General features: G+C 66.5%; 21 protein-coding genes and 1 pseudogene. 10 read left to right on the top strand and 12 right to left on the bottom strand.

The genetic code is table 11. The annotated features are described in order from the left end of the window. Complete coding sequence (locus EYZ64_RS30805) at positions 1-1,275, top strand: cytochrome P450 (protein WP_135459528.1); 1,275 nt, start codon at positions 1-3, stop codon at positions 1,273-1,275. Next, complete coding sequence (locus EYZ64_RS30800; protein WP_135459527.1) at positions 1,272-1,460, top strand: ferredoxin; 189 nt, start codon at positions 1,272-1,274, stop codon at positions 1,458-1,460. The genes EYZ64_RS30805 and EYZ64_RS30800 overlap by 4 nt, the downstream gene beginning before the upstream one ends. On the opposite strand, the gene EYZ64_RS30795 is transcribed toward EYZ64_RS30800, so the two are convergent. Continuing rightward, positions 1,457-3,616 carry an elongation factor G-like protein EF-G2 gene (locus EYZ64_RS30795; RefSeq protein ID WP_135459526.1) on the bottom strand — a complete coding sequence of 720 codons (2,160 nt, stop codon included), beginning with the start codon at positions 3,614-3,616 and terminating at the stop codon, positions 1,457-1,459. The genes EYZ64_RS30800 and EYZ64_RS30795 overlap by 4 nt on opposite strands. A 154-nt stretch (positions 3,617-3,770) precedes the next feature. Between EYZ64_RS30795 and EYZ64_RS30790 the strand changes: the two genes are divergently transcribed. Then, on the top strand, positions 3,771-4,589 hold the full coding sequence (locus EYZ64_RS30790) for a hypothetical protein (protein WP_210115602.1): 819 nt from the start codon (positions 3,771-3,773) through the stop codon (positions 4,587-4,589). On the opposite strand, the pseudogene EYZ64_RS32820 reads toward EYZ64_RS30790, so the two are convergent. The 6 genes and pseudogenes from EYZ64_RS32820 to EYZ64_RS30765 all read right to left on the bottom strand — a co-directional run. Continuing rightward, a pseudogene (locus EYZ64_RS32820) lies at positions 4,528-4,668 on the bottom strand (hypothetical protein); the annotation flags it as partial. The gene EYZ64_RS30790 and the pseudogene EYZ64_RS32820 sit on opposite strands and share 62 nt — an antisense overlap. Further along, positions 4,622-5,371 carry a hypothetical protein gene (locus EYZ64_RS30785; RefSeq protein ID WP_135459525.1) on the bottom strand — a complete coding sequence of 250 codons (750 nt, stop codon included), beginning with the start codon at positions 5,369-5,371 and terminating at the stop codon, positions 4,622-4,624. The gene EYZ64_RS30785 and the pseudogene EYZ64_RS32820, both read right to left, overlap by 47 nt. Continuing rightward, entirely contained in the window at positions 5,368-6,474 is a 1,107-nt protein-coding gene (locus EYZ64_RS30780; RefSeq protein ID WP_286175216.1) for a hypothetical protein, read from the bottom strand. The genes EYZ64_RS30785 and EYZ64_RS30780 overlap by 4 nt, the downstream gene beginning before the upstream one ends. Positions 6,475-6,657: 183 nt before the next feature. Then, positions 6,658-6,942 carry a WXG100 family type VII secretion target gene (locus EYZ64_RS30775; RefSeq protein WP_135459523.1) on the bottom strand — a complete coding sequence of 95 codons (285 nt, stop codon included), beginning with the start codon at positions 6,940-6,942 and terminating at the stop codon, positions 6,658-6,660. 97 nt (positions 6,943-7,039) lie between these two features. Beyond that, complete coding sequence (locus EYZ64_RS30770; RefSeq protein WP_135459522.1) at positions 7,040-7,468, bottom strand: TIGR03668 family PPOX class F420-dependent oxidoreductase; 429 nt, start codon at positions 7,466-7,468, stop codon at positions 7,040-7,042. A 34-nt stretch (positions 7,469-7,502) separates the two neighbouring features. Beyond that, positions 7,503-7,916: a hypothetical protein gene (locus EYZ64_RS30765; protein WP_135459521.1), complete on the bottom strand. Its 414-nt coding sequence runs from the start codon at positions 7,914-7,916 to the stop codon at positions 7,503-7,505. Positions 7,917-8,070: 154 nt separating this feature from the next. Between EYZ64_RS30765 and EYZ64_RS30760 the strand changes: the two genes are divergently transcribed. Genes EYZ64_RS30760 through EYZ64_RS30745 form a run of 4 tightly spaced genes read left to right on the top strand, consistent with a single transcriptional unit; the run spans position 8,071 to position 11,898 of the window. Then, positions 8,071-9,210, top strand: a complete 1,140-nt coding sequence (locus tag EYZ64_RS30760) for an ABC transporter substrate-binding protein (RefSeq protein ID WP_135459520.1) — start codon at positions 8,071-8,073, stop codon at positions 9,208-9,210. A gap of 8 nt (positions 9,211-9,218) precedes the next feature. Next, the gene (locus tag EYZ64_RS30755; protein WP_135459519.1) at positions 9,219-10,091 is read left to right on the top strand and encodes an ABC transporter permease; all 873 of its coding nucleotides are present in this window, start codon (positions 9,219-9,221) and stop codon (positions 10,089-10,091) included. Next, positions 10,088-10,861 carry an ABC transporter permease gene (locus EYZ64_RS30750; protein WP_135459518.1) on the top strand — a complete coding sequence of 258 codons (774 nt, stop codon included), beginning with the start codon at positions 10,088-10,090 and terminating at the stop codon, positions 10,859-10,861. The genes EYZ64_RS30755 and EYZ64_RS30750 overlap by 4 nt, the downstream gene beginning before the upstream one ends. Beyond that, on the top strand, positions 10,858-11,898 hold the full coding sequence (locus tag EYZ64_RS30745; RefSeq protein WP_135459517.1) for an ABC transporter ATP-binding protein: 1,041 nt from the start codon (positions 10,858-10,860) through the stop codon (positions 11,896-11,898). The genes EYZ64_RS30750 and EYZ64_RS30745 overlap by 4 nt, the downstream gene beginning before the upstream one ends. A gap of 105 nt (positions 11,899-12,003) precedes the next feature. On the opposite strand, the gene pyrE is transcribed toward EYZ64_RS30745, so the two are convergent. Genes pyrE through EYZ64_RS30730 form a run of 3 tightly spaced genes read right to left on the bottom strand, consistent with a single transcriptional unit; the run spans position 12,004 to position 13,826 of the window. Then, a complete protein-coding gene (pyrE, locus tag EYZ64_RS30740; protein ID WP_135459516.1) occupies positions 12,004-12,573 on the bottom strand; it encodes an orotate phosphoribosyltransferase in 570 nt (189 codons plus the stop codon). Between the two features lie 33 nt (positions 12,574-12,606). Next, positions 12,607-13,404, bottom strand: a complete 798-nt coding sequence (locus EYZ64_RS30735; protein WP_135459515.1) for a HugZ family pyridoxamine 5'-phosphate oxidase — start codon at positions 13,402-13,404, stop codon at positions 12,607-12,609. A gap of 32 nt (positions 13,405-13,436) precedes the next feature. Continuing rightward, on the bottom strand, positions 13,437-13,826 hold the full coding sequence (locus tag EYZ64_RS30730) for a hypothetical protein (RefSeq protein WP_135460345.1): 390 nt from the start codon (positions 13,824-13,826) through the stop codon (positions 13,437-13,439). Between the two features lie 296 nt (positions 13,827-14,122). Between EYZ64_RS30730 and treS the strand changes: the two genes are divergently transcribed. The 3 genes from treS to EYZ64_RS30715 are packed head-to-tail and all read left to right on the top strand — an operon-like array spanning position 14,123 to position 18,693. Then, positions 14,123-15,871 carry a maltose alpha-D-glucosyltransferase gene (gene treS / locus EYZ64_RS30725; protein ID WP_135459514.1) on the top strand — a complete coding sequence of 583 codons (1,749 nt, stop codon included), beginning with the start codon at positions 14,123-14,125 and terminating at the stop codon, positions 15,869-15,871. Next, positions 15,868-17,190, top strand: a complete 1,323-nt coding sequence (locus EYZ64_RS30720) for a maltokinase N-terminal cap-like domain-containing protein (protein WP_135459513.1) — start codon at positions 15,868-15,870, stop codon at positions 17,188-17,190. Before treS ends, EYZ64_RS30720 begins: the two co-directional genes overlap by 4 nt. 18 nt (positions 17,191-17,208) lie before the next feature. Further along, the gene (locus EYZ64_RS30715) at positions 17,209-18,693 is read left to right on the top strand and encodes an MFS transporter (RefSeq protein WP_135459512.1); all 1,485 of its coding nucleotides are present in this window, start codon (positions 17,209-17,211) and stop codon (positions 18,691-18,693) included. On the opposite strand, the gene EYZ64_RS30710 is transcribed toward EYZ64_RS30715, so the two are convergent. Further along, on the bottom strand, positions 18,643-19,743 hold the full coding sequence (locus EYZ64_RS30710) for an acyl-CoA dehydrogenase family protein (RefSeq protein WP_135459511.1): 1,101 nt from the start codon (positions 19,741-19,743) through the stop codon (positions 18,643-18,645). The two genes, EYZ64_RS30715 and EYZ64_RS30710, sit on opposite strands and share 51 nt — an antisense overlap. 8 nt (positions 19,744-19,751) lie before the next feature. Beyond that, on the bottom strand, positions 19,752-20,909 hold the full coding sequence (locus tag EYZ64_RS30705; RefSeq protein WP_135459510.1) for an acyl-CoA dehydrogenase family protein: 1,158 nt from the start codon (positions 20,907-20,909) through the stop codon (positions 19,752-19,754). Between the last annotated feature and the right edge of the window lie 61 nt (positions 20,910-20,970).

The following is a 20,970-nucleotide window of genomic DNA, read 5'->3' as shown; positions in this document are numbered from 1 at the left end:
ATGACTGATACCCGGGACTTTTTTCGCGACGAGAGCCTCGTACCGGACCCGTATCCATTCCTGGCCGGGCTGCGGGAGCGTTGTCCGGTGCAGCGGGAACCGCATCAGAACGTGGTGATGGTGACCGGTTACGACGAGGCCGTCGCGGTGTGCGGCGACCCCGAGACCTTCTCTTCGGCCACCTCGGTGACCGGACCGTTTCCCGGATTTCCGGTCGCGTTGGAGGGACATTCCGACCAAGAGGTCAGCGACCTCATCGACCGGCACCGTGACGAACTGCCGATGAGCGACCAGATCACCACGTTCGACCCGCCCACCCACACCCAGCACCGCGCGCTGTTGATGGGGCTGATCACACCGAAGCGCCTCAAGCAGAACGAGGACTTCATGTGGCGGCTGGCCGATCAGACGCTGGAGCCCTACCTGGCCCGCGGTGGCGGCGAGTTCATCTCCGAATTCGCCGGTCCGTTCACGCTTCTGGTGATCGCCGATCTGCTCGGTGTCCCGGAGGACGACCGCGACGAGTTCGCGGCCCGGATGGGTGGACACGATCAGGCCGGCATCGGCAGCACCGCCGAGCAGTCCGTCCAACAGAATCCACTGGAGTACCTGTACGAGAAGTTCTCGGCCTACATCGCCGAGCGCCGGGCGAACCCGCGTGAGGACACCCTCACCGAGATGGCCGCCGCGAAGTTCCCGGACGGGTCCACCCCGGAGGTCATCGACGTGGTGCGGTTGGCAGCCAACCTCTATCTGGCCGGCCAGGAAACCACGGTGCGGCTGCTGAGTTCCGCGCTCAAACTGCTTGCCGAACGCCAGGATCTGCAGGATCTGCTGCGCGCCGAACCCGCCAGGATCCCGAACTTCATCGAGGAGGCGTTGCGGTGGGAGAGCCCCATCAAGGGCGACTTCCGGCTGGCGCGCAGCGCGGCCACGATCGGCGGGGTCGACGTGCCGGCCGGGGCCACGCTGATGGTGTGCAACGGTGCGGCCAACCGGGACCCGCGCCAGTTCGAGAACCCGGACACCTTCGACGTCGACCGTCCGAATGCCCGCAGGCACATCGCCTTCGGCCGCGGCGTGCACTCCTGCCCGGGGGCGCCACTGGCCCGAGCCGAGGCCCGGGTGTGCCTGGAGCGAATCCTGGCCCGCACCACCCAGATCCGGCTGTCAGAAGCTGAACACGGCCCCGAGGCAGACCGCCGGTTCGACTACGTTCCGACCTACATCCTGCGTGGCCTGACCGTGCTGCACCTCGAGGTCACCCCGCGATGAAGGTTAACGTCGACGACGACCGCTGCCGTGGGCACGGCGTCTGCGTGGCGGTGTGCCCGGACGTGTTCACCCTGACCGACGACGGTTATGCCGAGGCGCTGACGCCCGAGGTGGGTGACGAGTTGCGAGCTCCGGTCACCGAGGCGGTCGAAGGTTGCCCGGAGCACGCGATCACGCTTGATTAGACCGCCTTGCGCACCCGGGCGGCGGCTGCGTCGGGCATCGGCTCGTAACGGGCGAACGCGCGGGTGAACGCCCCGGCGCCGTGGGACAGCGACCGCAGATCGATCGCATACCGGGTCAGCTCGACCTCGGGGATCTCCGCCTTCACCAGGGTTCGGTTCTCGTCGGCCTGGTCGGTACCCAGCACCCGGCCGCGCCGGCTGGCCAGATCGCTCATCACCGCGCCGACCAGATCGTCGGGCACCACCACGGTGACATCGTCGATCGGCTCGAGCAGGTTCACGCCGGCGGCCGCGGCGGCCTCCCGCAGCGCCAGTCCGCCGGCCATCTGGAACGCGAAATCCGACGAGTCGACGCTGTGCGCCTTCCCGTCGACCAGCGTCACGCGGATGTCGACGACGGGGTAGCCGGCCTCCCCGTGGTCACTGATCCCCTTCTCCATCTGGGCCCGCACGCCCTTCTCGACGCTCGGGATGAACTGGCGTGGCACAGCCCCGCCGACGACCTTGTCGACGAACTCGAATCCGCTGCCCTCGGGTAGCGGCTCAACCTCGATATCGCAGACCGCGTACTGACCGTGCCCACCGGACTGCTTGACGTGCCTGCCGTGTCCTTTTGCCTTGCTGCCGAGCGTCTCTCGGAGCGGTACTCGCAACTCGACGGTGTCCACCGACACCCCATAACGTCGCGACAGCGCATCGAGCACCACCCCGGCATGCGCCTCACCCATGCACCACAGCACGATCTGGTGGGTTTCCGGATTCTGTTCGATCCGCAGGGTCGGATCCTCGGCGGCCAACCGCTGCAACCCGACCGAGAGTTTGTCCTCGTCGGTCTTGGCGCGGGGCTGCACCGCGATGGGCAGCAGTGGGTCGGGCATCGTCCACGGGCGCAGCACCAACGGATCGGCCTTGTCGCTGAGGGTGTCCCCGGTCTCGGCCCGGCTGAGCCGGCCGATCGCACAGATGTCCCCGGCCACCACCGCCGGGGCCGGGCGCTGCTGCTTGCCCAGCGGGAAGGACAGGGTGCCGATGCGCTCGTCCTCATCGTGGTCGGCGTGGCCGTGCGAGCCCTCGGCTGCCACTGAGTCGTCGAAGGCAGAAAAATGGCCCGACACATGCACGGTGGCGTCGGGCCTGATGGTGCCGGAGAACACCCGGACCAGGCTGACCCTGCCGACGTAGGGATCCGACGTCGTCTTCACCACCTCGGCCAGCAGCGGCCCGGACGGATCGCAGTCCATCGGCTTGCGGGCGGCGCCACTGGCGGCGAACACCTCGGGTAGGCGGTGCTCGGGCGGTGACGGGAAGCCGCGCGTGGCGATCTCGAGTAGCTCCAGCGTGCCGACCCCGGATCCGCTGCACACCGGGATCACCGGGTAGAACGAGCCGCGGGCCACCGCCTTCTCCAGGTCGGCGATCAACACCGACTCATCGATCTCCTCGCCGCCGAGGTAACGCTCCATGAGCGACTCGTCCTCGGATTCCTCGATGATTCCCTCGATCAGGGAGCCGCGCAGTTCGGCGATCTGATCGTCGTAGGCGCCGTCGGGTGGGCGGGTGGTGCGGGTGCCGTCGTTGTAGCAGTAGTACGTCCGGGTGAGCAGCCCGATCACCCCATCGCCGGCCGGGAAGTACAGGGGCGCCACCTTGTCGCCGAAGGCCCGCTGGGCGCCGGCGAGCGCATTGGCGTAGTTGGCCCGGGCGTGGTCGAGCTTGGTGATGACGACGGCACGTGGCATACCCACGGTCGCGCATTCCTGCCACAGCGACTTCGTCGGCTCGTCGATGTTCTCGTTGGCCGCGATGACAAACAGTGCGCAGTCGGCGGCACGCAGCCCGGCGCGCAGCTCCCCGACGAAATCGGCGTATCCGGGGGTGTCGATCAGATTGACCTTGATCCCGTTGTGCTGCAACGGTGCCAGCGCCAGGCCGACAGAACGCTGCTGACTGATTTCGGCCTCGTCGAAATCGCACACCGTCGACCCGTCGACCACCGAACCCGCCCGGGTCAGCACCCCCGCGGCGACCAGGAGCGCCTCCACCAGGGTGGTCTTGCCCGCACCCGACGGGCCGACGAGCGCCACGTTGCGAATGGCAGTGGGACTGTCCGCGGTGGGAACAGCCCCGTTGCCGGCTGAGTGTGTCTTGTCCGCCATGGCATTCCTCCTGGTGTCCCCGGGGCGCCCCACTACGGCCCGCCGGACCTGCACTCCACCATTCCCTGATGTGACCTACGACACAAGATGTGCCCGATCGGGCTGCAGGTGAACATTCCGAGGAAGCGCACAGCACGCTGTCAGAATGAGGTCCATGACGCATACGCCGAGTCTCGAGACGACAGTGCCGTTGGAACTGGTCGGCACAGCTGCGGTGGTCGACCTTGAGGCGGCGTGCGAGCTGTACGGCCGTGACATGTTGCCGTATCCGCTGGGCCGTAGCCGGCCGGTTGGGTCGGTGTGGCTCCTCACCAGAGAAGTGGGAGCGATCGAAAATCGCCTCAACGGTGGCGATCTTTTTGGTGTCCGAGCGTGGGTGGAAGCCTTTGTGCGGGCTGATGATTGCGTGGGATGCCGGGTGAGCTTCTCCGCTGAGGGCGCCCCCGATCTTCGTGTGAGCGGGTTGCGGGCCGCCGAGTCGGGGTTTGTTGCGGTGCAGCACAGTGACTCTGATGGCATCGACGTTGTTGATCTCTACGCGGTATCACCAGCGGATTTGGCTGCAGCCACAGCTGATTCGGTCGGCTTGGTCGGCGCCGGCTCTCATGCGCGTATTGCGGTCGTAGGCTTGGAGGATCGGCTTCCGGCCCCGACCGAGTTGGCCGACGAGTACGACGACCTGGGTTTCCCGATTCCACGTGCTGAGCCGGATGGTCCGGCAGTGCACGTTGTGGATGGGAGTGATGTCGCAGCGATCGGGACAGTGCAGTCGCTCTCCGGCTCGACTCGGTACTGGGTGCAGGTCGACGGTGATGGCGACTATCTATATGCGCCCGATGATGCCGGCTATGCCGAACCGCTTGATGCCGAGACGCTAACCCGAGTGTGGCTGCGCCGATCCTCCAACCCGGCACCGGTTGGCGGCGCATCGGCATCGCCAGCCGGGCCTGTTCAGACAAACTCAGCTCCGTAGCCAGTCGAGACCGGGTACGCATCGCGGATTCATCAGACGGTGAACTTCTCGCCCTCAAGCCGCTGTAGGGCACGACCATCGGTCAGTTCGTTGCGGCAGTCGGGATGCAGCCAATAGAACCTCACCCACTCGCGGAGCGCGTCGCTGTTGGCGGTGATGGTGCCGGAGCCCAGCTTTGCGGTGCGTTTTTTGGGGAGGACGAAGACAATCAGTTCGGTGAATGATGTCTTGCCCTTGAGGGGGTGATCCAGGATCTGTTGAACATCTTCCCACGTTCCACGTGCGAATGAATTCCACTGGCCGTCCCACACCTCGACCCCGTGCGGATACAGGTGTAGATGTTTCGCGCCCCGGTATTTGAAAATTCGATACAGGACCGGCGCGCCGTAGATGACGTAGAAAATGAAACCGGCCGGCACAATCAGTCGGTTGGTGCTGGACGGAATGAAATCGACCATGTCGAATTGCGCGAAGATGAGAAATGCACCCGCAGACAAGACGCCCAATAAAAGGCCGATGCTGAATATCCGATCGGCATATCTCTGCGGACGGATTTTAGTGCCTTCGGGGCCGTACTCCCCCCTCGGATGGGCTCTCCCTGACAGTGGGTAGGAGAGGTGAAACAGCAAGCTGAAGAGCAAGAGCGATGCGCCTAGGCAGAGGGCTGCCGTCAAATAGCTGCCGCGGATGAACCAGATGACAACCCAGGCAGTGACGAAACCGCCGCCGCCTATCAATATTGCGAAGATGAACGCCAGCCGGAGGTAACCGGAGGTCGTCATCGGGGACAGAAGGTGTTGCCGATCCAGTTGCCGAGGGCTTCGCCGCCGAGTGCTGCGGCCAGGCCGATCGGGATGGCGGCCGGGCCTGTCTCTGAGGCCGCGATGCCCGCGAGCGTACCGGCGGTAACCGAGGTGACACCCTCAGCTGTGGCGACGCATTTCTGGAAACTCGTCTCTGCCACAGCGATGTCCCACAAGGAGGTGGCAATACTCACGCCCGGCCCGAAGTATTTCCCGGTAGCACCGAGCGGGCTCAAAATGGGATGGTCGATGAGATTGATGGGGACGTCTGCCTGACGACCATCCGGCGTACGGACGTAGGCGGTTTCCTTACCGTCTGGCCACTTCGTTACTTCGGCAATAGTGCCGTTCGCGTATTGGGTAGTGCTGATGGTCTTTCCGGCCATACCGTACTGAGCCCAGTCCTCGAAAGTGACCGTCGTTGTCCGGGAAACCTCGTTGCCGTTCTTGTCGATATGCACGTCGGTGGTGAGCGGCCCTCGATCTGAGAAATTTGGTTTGGCATCGACAGTGTGCACGTGCTTGCTGCCGTCCATCATGTACCTGGTCGTGGTTGTCCCGACCGGCTCTCCGGTGGCGGGGTTGTACTGGGTCTCGACCTTCGTTTCCCGGACCGTTTGCGACATGTCGGTGTCGCGGAGGACGCCCTGCTGCAGCATTCCGACCGTTGACAGCGGGTTCGGCACCTCGTCCCCGGGCTTCTGAATTCCGGGAAACAGACTGCCCAGGCCGCCCGGGTTGGGGACCTCGAATCCATGCTGTTGCGCCGCGCTCGTCACTTTCCCGGCGACGCTCTCGTCGGCCGCACCCACCTTCGCCAGCAGTAGGTTGACATTGACCTGCTCGGACTGAGCACGCTTCTCCAGCTCGGCAGCCTGTTCGACCGTCATCTGACCGCCGTGGATCAACACCACCCATTGATCGCTGACATGCAATTGGCCGGTTGCGTCGATCTCGTCGGCCTTGTTCAGCAGTGGGGTGCGGGCACCTCCGATGGTGCCGGCACCCTCTTTGAACGCATCGCCCACGGCGGTGGTGTATTTCGAGAAGTCGTCGGTCTGTTTCTTCGCCCGGTCGAACATCGACGTGGCCGCGTTGTGCGCATCACCTGACCATGCCTTGGTCTCCGGCATGGTCTTGAGGTTGGAGCTGATCCGGGATACCGCGTCACCGACGGCTGTACCGGAAGTCTTGATGGCTTCCCCAGCGGGAGTCAGAGAGTCGGGATTCCAGCGTTCGAGACGGGGACGCGAGGGCAACACGGGTCAGAAGATCTTTCCGAAGCTGCCGGCCAGACCGCCGTCGGTGACCTCATAGCTGTTGCCCGCGCCGCGCACCGCGGTACCCATGTCGTTGACACTTGTGGCGATTTTCTCGGCCACCTGTTTGACGTGTGCACCGACGAGCTGAGCTGCCCACTGCGTGGTCGATCCGTCCAAGCCGTCGGCCGCGGTGGAGACCTTGCTGCCGACGTCCGCCTCGCGGATCAGGCCCGACGCGATATCCACCTGACCGGCAAAGGCGCGCAGGACCTCGGGGTCAACCTCCATGACGGCCTCCGTTCAGCTGTTGCCTCGTTGCATCATCAATGATGTTAAGGCAGGTCGGGGACCCCGCTGAGCAGCAATTCGGCTGCTTGGCGCGCTGTCACACCTGCCAGGACGACCAGTGGGTGACCTCGACGGTGATCACCGGGCCGTTGAGCGCGATGCGCTCGTACTGTGGGTATTTCGCGCGTAACAGCCCGTAACCGGTGGCCATCGCATCACCGCTGTGATGGACCGCGGCCCGCCCGTCGGCCCGTACCCACCACAGGTGCGCCCACTCGTCGGTGTAGTGGTCCACGAGCAGGCTGACCCTGGAATCCCGCTCGATGTTGGCCAGCCGGCGCAGGCGTTGAGTGGATTTCGGTTTGGCGTCGACGGCGCTGTAGATGGTGGCCGCGGCGTGCGCGTCGGCAGGCATGTGGACCGCGAACACCACCGGCACCAGGTGCGGCGCGCCGTCGGAACCCAGCGTCGCGAGCACCGCGCAGGGTGCCGTGGCGAATCGCGTTGCGGCATCGAGATCGGCCATCACTCCAGACTATGTGGATGACGTCGGCAACGTCTCAGGGCGGCGGTACATCGCCGGGCAGCGCGCCGTCATCTGGGAGTGGTGGCAGCTTCATCAGCTCGTCGTAGGTCAGGTCGTCACCCTCACCCGGTGGCGAGGGTCGGCTTGGCATGACGATCGTGGGCCGGTAATCCTCTGGCGGATTCTCGATGGGCGCGAGGCAGCCTACGCCGTAGGTGGTGTTGGCAGGGACGCCGGCGTTATCGACGCAGCAGGTCGTGGCGACGGTGTCGAAGTTCTGGTCGGGACCGGGTGCCGCCATCGAGGTACACGCCTCGTATCCCTGCACGTCGAAGGCCGCCGAGGCGGGTGCGATCGCCGCCTGACCTGCGGCGCAGACGGCCACGAAGATGGCAGCTGTGGTGAGCGGACGCCGCCGACGTGTGAGGCTGGTGCGGATGGGCGTCATGAGCGCCAACCCTAATCAGCCGGTATCGCCACCGTCCACTGCCGGGCGGCCCGCGGTGCGATTCGGGTCCAACGGATTTCGATGAGTCTCGCGTTCGCTGAGGTCGCGATAGGGTGCCGGTGCGCGCGCTTGGTGGCCAATGGAGGGTTTCGTAATGATCACGTCCCGGATCGTGACAGCATCTGCGGCTCTGGCCGCATCGACACTCGTCGCGGTGGGTCTGGCGGCGTGCGCACCGCCGCAGAAGGGCGCGGCCGGTGGTGACACCGATACCGGGGTGAAGGTCGCCGAAGCCAGGTCGGCCGGCGACTTCGGCGGGATGGACAAGCTCATCGAGGCGGCCAAGGCCGAAGGTGAGCTCAATGTGATTGCGTTGCCCCCGGATTGGGCAAACTACGGCGCCATCATCAAGGCCTTCTCGGACAAGTACGGCATCGAGGTGCACTCGGCGCTGCCCGACGGTTCCAGTCAGGAAGAGATCAACGCCGCCAACCAGCAGAAGGGCAAGAGCACCGCGCCCGACGTGTTCGACCTGGGGCAGTCGGTGGCGCTGGCGAATACGTCGATGTTCGCTCCCTACAAGGTGGCCACGTTCGACGACATCCCGGAGAAGCTCAAGGATCCTGACGGCACCTGGGTCAACGACTACGGCGGCTTCATGTCGATCGGGTTCGATTCGACCAAGGTTCCGCCGATCACGGCCATCGACGACCTGCTCAAACCCGAGTACCACGGCATGGTCGCGCTCAACGGCGACCCGACCCAGGCCGGAGCCGCGTTCGCCGGGGTACTGATGGCGGCGGTGTCCCAGGGCGGATCGGCCGATGACATCGCCCCCGGGGTCGAATTCTTCGCAAAGCTCAATGAGGTGGGCAACTTCCTGCCTCTGGACCCGACGCCGGCCACGATCGCATCGGGACAGACGCCGGTGGTGATCGACTGGAACTACCTCAACGGCACCGAAAGCCAGAAGGTCCCCGGCTGGCAGGTGATAGTTCCCCACGAGGCCCTGGTCGCCGGGTACTACTTCCAAGCGATCAACAAGGACGCGCCGCATCCGGCGGCGGCCCGGCTGTGGCAGGAATTCCTGTTCAGCGACGAGGGGCAGAACCTGTACGCCAAGGGCGGGGTGCGCCCGGTGCGCGCCGACAAGATGATCCTGGCCGGCACCGCCGACCGCGCGGCGTTCGGTCAGTTGCCCCCCATCGACGGCCCGGTGACCGTCGCGACCCAGGCCCAAACCGATACCGCCAACAAGTATCTGGCCGACAACTGGGCCAAGGCGATTGGCTGAGGTCGCCCATGCCGGTTAGGACTTCTCGCCGGGAACTGCGTGCGGACATCCGTGACGCCCTGCCATTGCTGCCGTTCGTGGCAGTGGTGACGGTGTTCCTGATCGTGCCCACGGTGACGGTGATCGTCATGGCGTTCTTCGCCGACGGATCGTTCTCGCTGGAGCGGATCGCCGCGCTGTTCTCCGGCACCGCGCTGGCGGCGCTGGCCAAGAGTATTGCGCTGTCCGCGAGTACGGCACTGATCGGCGCCGTACTCGGTGCGCTTCTGGCCTGGTTGATCTTCAGCAGCCCGCCGGAGTCGATGATTCGGCGTGGGGTCCTGGCGCTGTGCAGTGTGCTGGCTCAGTTCGGCGGCGTGGCACTGGCTTTCGCGTTCCTGGCCACCATCGGGCTCAACGGTGTGCTGACGTTGTGGGTCAAGGAACACCTCGGCTGGAACTTGGCCGGCTCCGGCTGGTTGTACGGACTGGCCGGGCTCATCCTGGTCTACACCTACTTCCAGATCCCGCTGATGGTGATCGTCTTCCTTCCCGCCCTCGAGGGATTGCGTGAACAGTGGCGCGAGGCCGCGGTGAGCCTCGGTGCGTCACAGTGGCAGTACCTGCGGGAGGTCGCCGTGCCGCTGCTGGCCCCGGCGTTCCTGGGATCGATGCTGTTGTTGTTCGCCAATGCTTTTGCCGCCTACGCCACCGCGGCCGCGCTGGTCAGCCAAGGCAGTCCGATCGTGCCGCTGCTGATCCGGGCCGCACTCACCAGCGAGGTCGTGCTGGGTCAGTCCGGCTTCGCCTATGCACTGGCGCTGGAGATGATCGTGGTGGTGGCCCTGGTGATGTTCGCCTACAACGCGCTGGTGCGCCGGACGGCGAGGTGGCTCAAATGAACCGGGTGTATCGGCCGGTTCTGTGGGTGCTGTTCGGCCTGTTCTTTCTGTTCCCGCTGTATGCCATGGCCGATTTCTCGACCCGTAACCTGATCGCCGGCGGGCGCACCGCCGCGGCCTGGCGCAATCTGGTGGCCGACGAGGAGTTGTATCACGCCATCCTGATCTCGCTGCTGCTCGCGGTGTTCACCGTCATCGCGATGCTGGCGCTGCTGGTGCCGACGATGATCTGGGTGCGGCTGCGGGCCCGCTGGGCCGGGCGGTTCGTCGAGTTTCTCTGCCTGCTGCCGCTGATCATCCCGGCCCTGGTGATCGTGGTGGGCCTGCGCAACGTGTACTTGTGGGTGACTTACCTTCTCGGCGAATCGGCGCTCACCCTGACATTCGTGTACGTGGTGCTGGTGCTGCCGTTCGCCTACCGGTCGATCGATTCCGCGCTGGCCGCGATTGACCTGCAGACGTTGTCGGAGGCCTCCAGATCATTGGGCGCGGGCTGGTGGTCGACGATCAGCCGGGTGATCGTGCCCAACATCTGGTCCGGGATCCTGTCCGCCGCGTTCATCTCCATCGCGGTGGTGCTCGGCGAGTACACCGTCGCCTCGCTCAGCGGCTTCCAGACGCTGCCGGTTCAGATCGTCGCGATCGGCAAGAGCGATGGCCCGACCTCGGTGGCGGCCTCGCTGGCCACCCTGCTGCTCGGATTCGCGTTGTTGGTGGTGTTGGCGGCCCTCACCCGTGGGCGCCGCAGAAGGTTAGGAGTCCAAGAGTGAGTGCGAGTGCCGGTGTGCGGGTTCAACTTCGTGAGCTCACGCGCACTTATGGCAACGTCAACGCGCTCGATGGGCTGAGCCTGACGATCGAGCCGGGCGAGTTGGTCGCGCTGCTCGGGCCATCGGGGTGCGGCAAGACCACGGCGATGCGGATCCTGGCCGGATTGGAAGAGGCCACCTCCGGTGCCGTGCTGGTCGGCGGGCGGGACATCAGCTCGGTGCCGGCCAACAAGCGGGACATGGGCATGGTGTTCCAGGCCTACAGCCTGTTCCCGCACCTCACCGTGCTGGACAATGTCGCGTTCGGTTTGAAGATGCGCGGAAAATCCAAGCGGGACAGGCTGTTCCGAGCTGCAGACATGCTCGATCTGGTAGGCCTGGCCGCGCACAAAGGCAAGTTCGCCAGCGAGTTGTCCGGCGGTGAACAGCAGCGGGTGGCGCTGGCCCGGGCCCTGGCGATCGAGCCGAGGGTGCTGCTGCTCGATGAGCCGCTGTCGGCACTCGATGCCAAGGTGCGTTCTCAACTGCGCGACGAGATCCGCCGGGTGCAGCTGGAAGTGGGGACCACGACACTGTTCGTCACCCACGACCAGGAGGAGGCCCTGGCCGTTGCGGATCGGGTCGGGGTGATGAGTCACGGCAAACTTGAGCAGCTCGCAACTCCGGCCGTGCTCTACGCCCGTCCGTCGACCCCGTTCGTCGCCGAGTTCGTCGGTCTGCACAACAAGGTCCGCGCGCGGGTGGCGGGCGGACGGGCCCGACTGCTGGGCGCAGAGTTGCCGACCCTGCCCGGGTCGATCAGTGCGGGTGCCGGTACCGCGATGCTGCGTCCGGAATCGATCAGGGTGCGCGCCGATCCGGACGGGCCGGCCGTGGTGGAGTCCGTCGCGTTCCTGGGGCCGACGTCCCATGTGTACCTGAGCCTGCCGGACGGTTCACTGATCCACGCGCAGCTGCCCAGCTCGCGGGCGCGTGTCTTCAGGCCCGGCGTTGCGGTGAGCCTCGCGCTGGAGCGGGCCCCGGTGCTGGTGATCTAGTTCGTAACGTCACGGCGAAAAATTTCGCCTGTGACCGCCATGGCGTTACGAACGTGACGCCACCGAAGTGTGACAGGGGTTCGTTTCCCGGTTCAGGCGTCGGCCCTAAACATCCTTGACCGGTTCGATGCCCAGATCGCGGTAGGTGACCAGCGCCGCGAACGGCACGCCGCGCTTGGCGAACCGGCCCGTCGCGACGTCGCCACGGTCGACCATCGGGATGACGCCGGTGACGACGGCCCCGACGGCGGTGACGCGTTCGTAGGCGATCTCGGTGGAGCCGCCGGTGCTGATCACGTCGTCGACCAGCAGTACGCGGGTGCCGGGCTCGAGCCGGGTGCCTTCGATCCACTGCTCGCGGCCGCGCGACTTCTGTTCCTTGCGCACCGAGAACCAGGCCTTGCCGGTCACCATCGCCACACCGTGGGCCAGTGGGTCGGCCCCCATGGTCAGCCCGCCCACGGCGTCGAACTCGATGCCGCTGGCCGCGGCCAGATCGGCGACCGCCCGGCTGACGATGGCCATCCGCTCGCCGGTGTCGATGGCGAACTTGCCGTCGATGTAGTCGTGGCTCATCTGCCCGCTGGCCAGACGGAACGGTTCCTCGCGGTGTTCGTACCCGCGGGTGCGGATCAGGTCGAAGGCGGCTTGCCAGGTCTCCGGGCGCTCAGGCATACCCGCGATCGTATTGCACGGGTCGGCGGGGTCTCAGCCCTGCCTGGCGCGCTGGGCCAACTCGACTGTGGCCGCCCGCAACTCGTTGTACGAGCTGATCGGTGCGGCGTAGCCGACCCGGATGTAGGCCATCCCGCGCTCGGTGGTGACCCGCAGATCCAGGCCGTAGCGGTCGGCGCCGGTGCACACTGCCGTGCTTGCGTCGGGATAGCCGCCGAGGGTGCGGGCCATATCGGCCAGCGAATCGGCGTGGTCGGCGTTGAGATGTTCGATCGCCGCTGCGGCGTGTGGCGAGACCGGATCGGGTTCGGCATGGGAGTAGGCCTCGCCGGTTGTCGAGTCCATCCGGCCGTATCCGCCGACCCAGCGCACCCGCTGCACGCGCAGTACCCAGAGGGAGAAGTCGCTGTAATCGATGTAATAGCGGGCGGCAGCCACCGCGTCCAGGTGGGCCTGGCGGGCCGCGGCGAGCTCGTCGCCGGTGGGCCGCTCGGCGACCCCGGCCAGTGTGATGCGGCTGCTGGCCAACGGATCTGACCCGGCGTCGGGGGCGACGATGGAGATGCTGGCCCGAGGATCGCCTGCGAGGTTGCGGCCGTGCTCGGCCATGTTCGACACACACAGCACCGGTGCACCGGCCAGGAGCCCGTAGGTGATGAAGGACGCCCATGGGTCGCCGCCGGCGGTGAGTGAGGCCAGTGTGCCTGCGTTCGTCGACGCCGCGACCGTGCGGGCTTCCTCGGCCGCAGACGGACGTGCCCCCTCGATCACCTCCGTCAATGGGGGAGGAACCGAAGGGGCATCACCGGGGGCGCCATGATCGCGTGTCACGCAGCGACCCTATCGTTCGGGTGTCGGCCGGCTCAGCCGCCGAGGGCGGCGATCAGATCCTTGATCTGAGCGGTCTCGGCCTCGGTCGCGGGCTCCTCGGCCTCGACGGCCTCGATGAGGTCCTTGCGCAGGCCGACGCCGTTGGCAGCTTCCTGAGTGGACAGCTTCGCGCGGCCACGCGCGACATAGAGACGCTGACCGAGCGTGGCGGCAGGGCCCTCGGACGCCGTCGTCATCAGCTCGTCGTAGCGGTGCCGCACACCGCTGAGCGCGACGATGACGGACGGGGTGACGCGGCTGCGTCCCGCCGCCTCCGACAGCGACGTCTGCAGCTTGCGCAGACCGCTGAGGACGACCGCGGCGCGGTCGGCGTACTCAGGGTCGCTGATCGGCGGTAGCGCGTCGATCGCTGCGATGTACATGTGCATCGCCGCATCAGACAGACCAACGATTACTGGTGCTTCACCGTCATTTGGTGCGGACTCACCCACAGGCCATCCCTCGTCGAATGTTCGTGATCGCCGGCCCATAGCCGACGAGGAGATCAAATGCGGGGAAAACGTAACCCGTCGCCGTCTCTTATTCAACCGTTAGTTTTTCCGCAAACATGCCCGCGCCGGCGAAAAACGTTGCTGCAGGATCGTTTCGGGGCGCCGTGGCCCGGCAGAGGTTCCGAGCGGGTGTCGAGGGGCGATGAAGTGGGTACCTTGGGAGGCTGATGGACAACGTTCAGGACGGCCACCAGGTGGTCGAGCATCCGACCGCCGAGGACTTCGGTCATGCCAGAACGCTGCCGACCGACCGGGACTGGTTCAAGAGGGCCGTGTTCTACGAGGTTCTGGTCCGTGCGTTCTATGACTCCAACGCCGACGGCGTGGGCGATCTGCAGGGCCTGACCCAACAGCTCGATTACCTGAAGTGGCTGGGCGTGGACTGCCTCTGGCTGCCGCCGTTCTACGATTCGCCGCTGCGCGACGGCGGTTATGACATCCGGGACTTCTACAAGGTGCTGCCCGAGTTCGGCACCGTGGACGACTTCGTCACGCTGCTCGACGGCGCCCACCGCAGGGGTATTCGCGTCATCACCGACCTGGTGATGAACCACACCTCCGATTCCCACGCGTGGTTCCAGGAGTCGCGGCACAACCCCGACGGTCCGTACGGCGACTTCTATGTCTGGAGCGACAGCAGCGACAAGTACGCCGACGCGCGCATCATCTTCGTCGACACCGAGGAGTCGAACTGGACGTTCGACCCGGTGCGCCGGCAGTTCTACTGGCACCGGTTCTTCTCGCACCAGCCCGATCTGAACTACGACAACCCGGCCGTGCAGGAAGCGATGATCGACGTCCTGCGGTTCTGGCTGGATCTGGGCATCGACGGCTTCCGGCTCGACGCGGTGCCCTACCTGTTCGAGCGGGAGGGCACCAATTGCGAGAACCTGCCCGAGACCCACGCCTTCCTCAAACGCTGCCGCAAGGTGGTCGACGACGAGTTCCCCGGCCGGGTGCTGCTGGCCGAGGCCAATCAGTGGCCGGCCGACGTGGTGGAGTACTTCGGCGATCCGGACACCGGCGGCGACGAGTGCCACATGGCCTTCCACTTCCCGCTGATGCCGCGGATCTTCATGGCGGTGCGCCGGGAGTCGCGGTTCCCGATCTCGGAGATCCTGGCGCAGACGCCGGCGATCCCGGACATGGCGCACTGGGCGATCTTCCTGCGCAACCACGACGAGCTGACCCTGGAGATGGTCACCGACGACGAGCGTGACTACATGTACGCCGAGTACGCCAAGGATCCACGGATGAAGGCCAACGTCGGCATCCGGCGCCGGCTGGCCCCGCTCCTGGAGAACGACCGCAACCAGATCGAACTGTTCACCGCGCTGCTGCTGTCCCTGCCCGGGTCCCCGATGTTGTACTACGGAGACGAGATCGGGATGGGCGACATCATCTGGCTCGGCGATCGCGACAGTGTGCGCACGCCGATGCAATGGACGCCGGACCGCAACACCGGATTCTCCACGGCCAACCCGGGGCGGCTGTACCTGCCGCCGAACCAGGACGCGGTCTACGGGTACCAGTCGGTCAATGTCGAGGCCCAGCGGGACAGCTCGACGTCACTGCTGAACTGGACCCGAAGCATGCTGGCCATGCGGGGCCGCCACGAGGCATTCGCGGTCGGGGAGTTCCGCGAGCTCGGCGGTTCCAATCCGTCGGTGCTGGCGTATGTGCGGCAGATCGACGGGTCCGGGGATGCGGTGCTGTGCGTCAACAACCTGTCCAGGTTCCCGCAGCCCATCGAACTGAATCTGCAGGAGTGGAACGGGTATACACCTATCGAGATGTCCGGCTACGTGGAATTCCCCAGCATCGGCCAGCTGCCGTACCTGCTGACCCTGCCGGGGCACGGGTTCTACTGGTTCCAGCTCCGCGAGCCCGAGCATGACCCTGGAGCGCAGCAATGAGTGTCGAATTCGGAGACTGGCTCGGCCAGCAACGGTGGTATGCCGGCCGCGGCCGCGAGTTGGTCTCCGCCGCACCGGGTTTGGTGGTCGAGCTCGGGCCCGACCTCGAACTCACGTTGCTGAAGGTGTCCTATGCCGACGGCGGCACCGAGCGGTACCAGGTGCTGGTGAAGTGGGATGCCGAACCGATGGAGGAATACAGCTCGGTGGCCACGATCGGTGGTGCCGACGGGCGGACCGCCTATGACGCCCTCTATGACCAGGACGCGGCGCAGCATCTGCTGCAGCTGATCGACCGTTCGGCCACGGTGGACGGGCTCAGGTGCGGCAAGGAGCCGGGGGCGATCCTGCCGCTGGATGCCCCGCCCCGGGTGTCGGCGGCCGAACAGAGCAACACCAGCGTGGTGTTCGGGCAGGATGCCGTGCTGAAGGTGTTCCGCCGGATCACCCCGGGCGTCAACCCCGACATCGAACTCAACCGGGTACTGGCGAGGGCGGGCAACCCGCACGTGGCGACACTGCTCGGATCGATGGATATCGACTGGAACGGTGAGACTTTCGCGCTGGGGATGGTGACCGAATTCGCCGACAACTCCGCTGAGGGTTGGGATATGGCCACCGCGAGCACCCGGGATCTGTTCGCCGAGGGGGACCTGTATGCCGACGAGGTGGGTGGTGACTTCGCGGCCGAGTCCTACCGCCTGGGCGAGGCGGTCGCCTCCGTGCACGCCTGCCTGGCGGAGCAACTCGGCACCGAGTCGGTGCCGTTCCCGGCAGACCTCATGTCTGCCCGCCTGGCGTCCGCCGCGGAGGCGGTACCCGCACTGCGCCAGCATGTTTCATTGATCGAAGACCGCTACCGCAAGCTGGCCGACGAGCACGTGAGCGTGCAGCGGATCCACGGCGATCTGCATCTGGGCCAGGTGTTGCGGACCCCGGAGCGCTGGCTGCTGATCGACTTCGAAGGGGAGCCCGGCCAGCCGCTGCAGCTGCGCCGCAGCCCGGATTCCCCGATGCGCGACGTCGCGGGCATGGTGCGGTCGTTCGAATACGCGGCGTATGCGCGGCTGGTGGAGTTGGCCGCCGACGATGACCGGGCCCGGCAGGTGGCTGCCAGGGCGCGGGAATGGGCCGACCGCAACAGTGCCGCGTTCTGTGACGGGTATGCCGCGGTGGCCGGCGCCGATCCGCGCGAGCATGCCGCCCTGCTGGCGGCCTATGAACTGGACAAGGCGGTGTACGAGGCGGCCTATGAGGCCCGGTACCGGCCGAGTTGGTTGCCCATCCCGCTGGGGTCGGTGGCGCGCCTGCTCAGCTAGTCACCTATCTTCATTAGTATGCCTAATCAGCCCACGCGCCGATCGGCGTCCGGTGGGCTGCTGATCGCGGTGCTCGCGGCCGCGGGCATCAGCGTCTCGCTCATGCAGACCCTGATGATCCCGCTCATCCCGCAATTGCCCGCGCTGCTCGACACCAGCCCGGCCAACGCGTCGTGGGCGATCACCGCGACCCTGCTGACCGGTGCCGTCGCCACGCCCGTGCTGGGCCGGCTCGGAGACATGTACGGCCCCAAACGGATCCTGGTGCTGTGCGCCGCAATGCTGTTCGCCGGATCGGTCATCGCAGCCACCACCACGTCGCTCATCCCGTTGGTCATCGGGCGCGGCCTGCAGGGATTCGGCGCCCCGGTGATCCCGCTGGGCATCAGCGTGCTGCGCTCCGCCCTGCCCGCCGAGCGGGTGGCCTCGGCGATGGGTCTGATGAGCGCGTCGCTGGGCGTGGGCGGTGCGATGGGTCTGCCGCTGTCGGCGGTGATCGCCGAACACTTCAATTGGCATGCCCTGTTCTGGTGTTCGGCCTTTCTCGGCCTGGCCTCCGGAGTCCTGTTCGTCCTGCTGGTGCCCGACCTGGAGCCGGTGTCGTCGGATCACCGCTTCGATCCGATCGGTGCGCTGGCGCTGGGGGCCGGTCTGGTGATGCTGTTGCTGCCGATCTCCAAGGGCGGGATGTGGGGCTGGGGCAGTGTCACGACGCTGGGCCTGTTCGCGGCCGCGGCGGTGACGTTCGGGGTGTTCACCTGGTGGCAGTACCGCGCGCCGTCGCCGATCGTGGACATGCGGACCACGCTGAAACGCCCGGTGCTGCTGACGAATCTGTCGTCCATCGCGGTGGGCTTCGGCATGTTCGCGTTGTCGCTCGTCGGGCCTCAGCTGCTGGAGATGCCCCGGGAAACAGGATTCGGGTTGGGGCAGAGCATGATCGCCACCGGTCTGTGGATGGCGCCCGGCGGCCTGGCGATGATGGCGGCCGCACCCGTGGCCGCCCGGGTCGTGGCCGCGCGCGGACCGAAGATCGTGTTGGTGATCGGCAGCGCGATCATCGCCGCGGGCTACCTGGCCGGCACCGTCCTGCTCGGCACCCCGGTCGGGGTGATGGTGCTCGGCCTGATCGTCAGCTTCGGTGTCGGGTTCGCCTTCGCGGCCCTGCCCGCCCTGATCAATGCCGCGGTGCCGGTGTCGGAAACCGCGTCGGCCAACAGCATCAACTCACTGGCCCGCTCGCTGGGCACGTCGACGTCGAGTGCGGTGATGACCGCCGTGCTGGCCCAGATGACCGTCACGGTCGCCGGGCACGCGCTGCCGTCGTTGGGTGGATTCCGCGTCGCCCTGTTGATCGCCGCGGTCGCCGCGGCCGGTGCCGCCCTCATCGCCATGGCGATACCGAAGGGGCCCCGACCGGGTGAACCGGCAGGGGCCCCATCAGAACTGGCTTCAGAGGGTGGCGATCTCGTAGCTGTCGAGTTGACCCACCAGCGTCCGTAGCTGATCGGCCGACGAGCCCAGGGTGTGCTCGATCGCGGTCAGGCGGGCGGCGTAGTGGCCCACGGGGTACTCGGCGGTGACACCGATGCCGCCGTGCAGCTGGATCGACTCCTGCGCGATGTGCCGGCCCGACCGCCCGATCTGCAGTTTGGCGCGTGCCGCGATCACCGGGTCGAGCTCACCATCGGCGATGGACATCGCCGCGTAGGTGCCCATGCTGCGGGCCAGCTCCAGCGACATGTACATGTCGGCAGCGCGCTGGGTCAGGGTCTGGAACTTGCTCAGCGTGACCCCGAACTGCTTGCGCTGCTTGAGGTAATCGGTGGTCAGGCGCAGCGACTCGTCCATCACGCCGACTGCCTCGGCGCACAGGCCCGCCGAGATCCGAACCAGTGCGTTGGTGATCGCGACGCCGGCATCGGCGGCCTCGCCGAGCGGCTCGGCGGGTGTGGAGTCCAGGGTGACCTGGGCGCCGCGCTGACCGTCGAAGGTGCGGTAGCCCTGACGCGTCACATTGGCGCCGTCGACCAGGAACAGTCCGGTGCCGCCGTCGGGCAGGGCCGCACTGACGATCAGTGTGTCGGCGACGTCGCCGGCCAGTACCGGGTTCTTGGTGCCGGACAGGGTCCACCCGTCGCCGCTGCGCGTCGCGGTGGTCGTCACACCGGCCGATCCGCGCACACCCGGTTCGGAGTGAGCGAAGGCCAGAATCCGCTGGCCGGAAGCGACTTCGTCGAGAAGGGCGCGCTGGGCATCGGTGCCGGCCTCGGCGATGATCGCGCCGGGGCCGATCGCGCCGTGCAGTACCGGCTCGGGTGCCAGCCGGCGCCCGAGCTCGTTGAGCACCACCATGATCTCGATCTGGCCGCCGGAGTCCTCATCGAAACCCAGGCCCAGAACGCCGACCTCGGCGAGCTGTCCCCAGATCTGGCGGTCGTACCCGGGCTCGGACTCCACCACCTTGTTCCGCTTCTCGGTGTCGTAACCCGACAACAGGTCGCGGGTGGTATCGGCCAGCAGGGTCTGTTCGTCAGTCAGCTGAAAGTCCATGGCTCAACTCACAATCCGAGAATGGTGGACGAGATGATGGTGCGCTGCACCTCGTTGCTACCGCCGTAGATCGAGGTCTTGCGGTAGTTGAGGTAGTGCGGGGCGGCGTTCTGGGCCCATTCGGGTGAGGCGATATCGCCGGCCTCATACGGCAGCGCGTCGGCGCCTGCGACCTCGACCAGCAGTTCGGTGGCGGTCTGCTGCAGCTGGCTGCCGCGCAGCTTCAGCACCGACGAGGCCGGGCTCGGCTTGCCGTCGGCAGAATCGGAGGTCACCCGCATCTGGGTGAGTTCCAGTGCCAGCACGTCGTTTTCGGCCTCGGCCAGCCGTGCGGCGAACAGCGGATCGGCCAGCAGGCCGTTGGCCGCGGCGCGTTCCTTGACCTCAGCGAGACGCACCTTGGTCCGGGCCACCTGGGCGATGCCGGTGCGCTCGTTGCCGAGCAGGAACTTCGCGTAGGTCCAGCCCTGGTTCTCCTCGCCGACGAGCTGGTCGGCGGGCACCCGGACGTCCTCGAAGAACACCTCGTTGACCTCGTAGCTGCCGTCGATCAGCTTGATCGGGCGCAGCGTGACACCGGGGGTGTCCATCTCGAACAGCAGGAACGAGATGCCGGCCTGCTTCTTGGGGGCCTGCGGATCGGTTCGGACCAGGCAGAAGATCCAGTCGGCGTGCTGCCCCAGCGTGGTCCAGGTCTTCTGGCCGTTGACCACGTAGCTGTCGCCGTCACGCACCGCGGTGGTGCGCAGCGAAGCCAGATCGGAACCGGCCTCGGGCTCGGAGAAGCCCTGGCACCACCAGATGTCCAGCGCCGCGGTCGGCGGCAGGAAGCGCTCCTTGACCGCCTGCGACCCGAACTCGGCGATCACCGGTCCGACCATCCGGGCGTTGAAGGTCAGCGGCTCGGGGACGCTGGCCAGCTGCATCTCGTCGAGCCAGATCTGGTGCTGGTTGGGGGTCCAGTCCTTGCCGCCCCACTCGACGGGCCAGTTGGGCACCGCAAGTCCGTGTTCATGGAGGATTTTGTGCGCCGTGACGATGCCCTCTTTGCCGATGGGCAACCCGAGCCGATTTCGTTCGCGAATCTCGGCGGGAATCTTCGTCGTGTAGAAGGTGCGCAGCTCATCGCGGAAAGCTGCTTCCTCCGGTGTGAGCGCCAGTTGCATGACCGTCTCCCTGTCGGTGGATCTGTCTGCACACTAAACCACCCGGTTGGTCGGGCGTATC

Source organism: Mycobacterium sp. DL99, from assembly GCF_004762045.1.
Classification (GTDB): domain Bacteria; phylum Actinomycetota; class Actinomycetes; order Mycobacteriales; family Mycobacteriaceae; genus Mycobacterium.
Note: the sequence above shows the minus strand (reverse complement) of the source record. Positions and strands in the feature narration are given on the sequence as shown.

Coding starts and splice junctions, on each gene's coding strand:
- EYZ64_RS30805 (WP_135459528.1), top strand. CDS start 1: ATGACTGATACCCGGGACTTTTTTCGCGACGAGAGCCTCGTACCGGAC.
- EYZ64_RS30800 (WP_135459527.1), top strand. CDS start 1,272: ATGAAGGTTAACGTCGACGACGACCGCTGCCGTGGGCACGGCGTCTGC.
- EYZ64_RS30795 (WP_135459526.1), bottom strand. CDS start 3,616: ATGGCGGACAAGACACACTCAGCCGGCAACGGGGCTGTTCCCACCGCG.
- EYZ64_RS30790 (WP_210115602.1), top strand. CDS start 3,771: ATGACGCATACGCCGAGTCTCGAGACGACAGTGCCGTTGGAACTGGTC.
- EYZ64_RS30785 (WP_135459525.1), bottom strand. CDS start 5,371: ATGACGACCTCCGGTTACCTCCGGCTGGCGTTCATCTTCGCAATATTG.
- EYZ64_RS30780 (WP_286175216.1), bottom strand. CDS start 6,474: ATGTTCGACCGGGCGAAGAAACAGACCGACGACTTCTCGAAATACACC.
- EYZ64_RS30775 (WP_135459523.1), bottom strand. CDS start 6,942: ATGGAGGTTGACCCCGAGGTCCTGCGCGCCTTTGCCGGTCAGGTGGAT.
- EYZ64_RS30770 (WP_135459522.1), bottom strand. CDS start 7,468: ATGGCCGATCTCGATGCCGCAACGCGATTCGCCACGGCACCCTGCGCG.
- EYZ64_RS30765 (WP_135459521.1), bottom strand. CDS start 7,916: ATGACGCCCATCCGCACCAGCCTCACACGTCGGCGGCGTCCGCTCACC.
- EYZ64_RS30760 (WP_135459520.1), top strand. CDS start 8,071: ATGATCACGTCCCGGATCGTGACAGCATCTGCGGCTCTGGCCGCATCG.
- EYZ64_RS30755 (WP_135459519.1), top strand. CDS start 9,219: ATGCCGGTTAGGACTTCTCGCCGGGAACTGCGTGCGGACATCCGTGAC.
- EYZ64_RS30750 (WP_135459518.1), top strand. CDS start 10,088: ATGAACCGGGTGTATCGGCCGGTTCTGTGGGTGCTGTTCGGCCTGTTC.
- pyrE (WP_135459516.1), bottom strand. CDS start 12,573: ATGCCTGAGCGCCCGGAGACCTGGCAAGCCGCCTTCGACCTGATCCGC.
- EYZ64_RS30730 (WP_135460345.1), bottom strand. CDS start 13,826: ATGTACATCGCAGCGATCGACGCGCTACCGCCGATCAGCGACCCTGAG.
- treS (WP_135459514.1), top strand. CDS start 14,123: ATGGACAACGTTCAGGACGGCCACCAGGTGGTCGAGCATCCGACCGCC.
- EYZ64_RS30720 (WP_135459513.1), top strand. CDS start 15,868: ATGAGTGTCGAATTCGGAGACTGGCTCGGCCAGCAACGGTGGTATGCC.
- EYZ64_RS30715 (WP_135459512.1), top strand. CDS start 17,209: ATGCCTAATCAGCCCACGCGCCGATCGGCGTCCGGTGGGCTGCTGATC.
- EYZ64_RS30710 (WP_135459511.1), bottom strand. CDS start 19,743: ATGGACTTTCAGCTGACTGACGAACAGACCCTGCTGGCCGATACCACC.
- EYZ64_RS30705 (WP_135459510.1), bottom strand. CDS start 20,909: ATGCAACTGGCGCTCACACCGGAGGAAGCAGCTTTCCGCGATGAGCTG.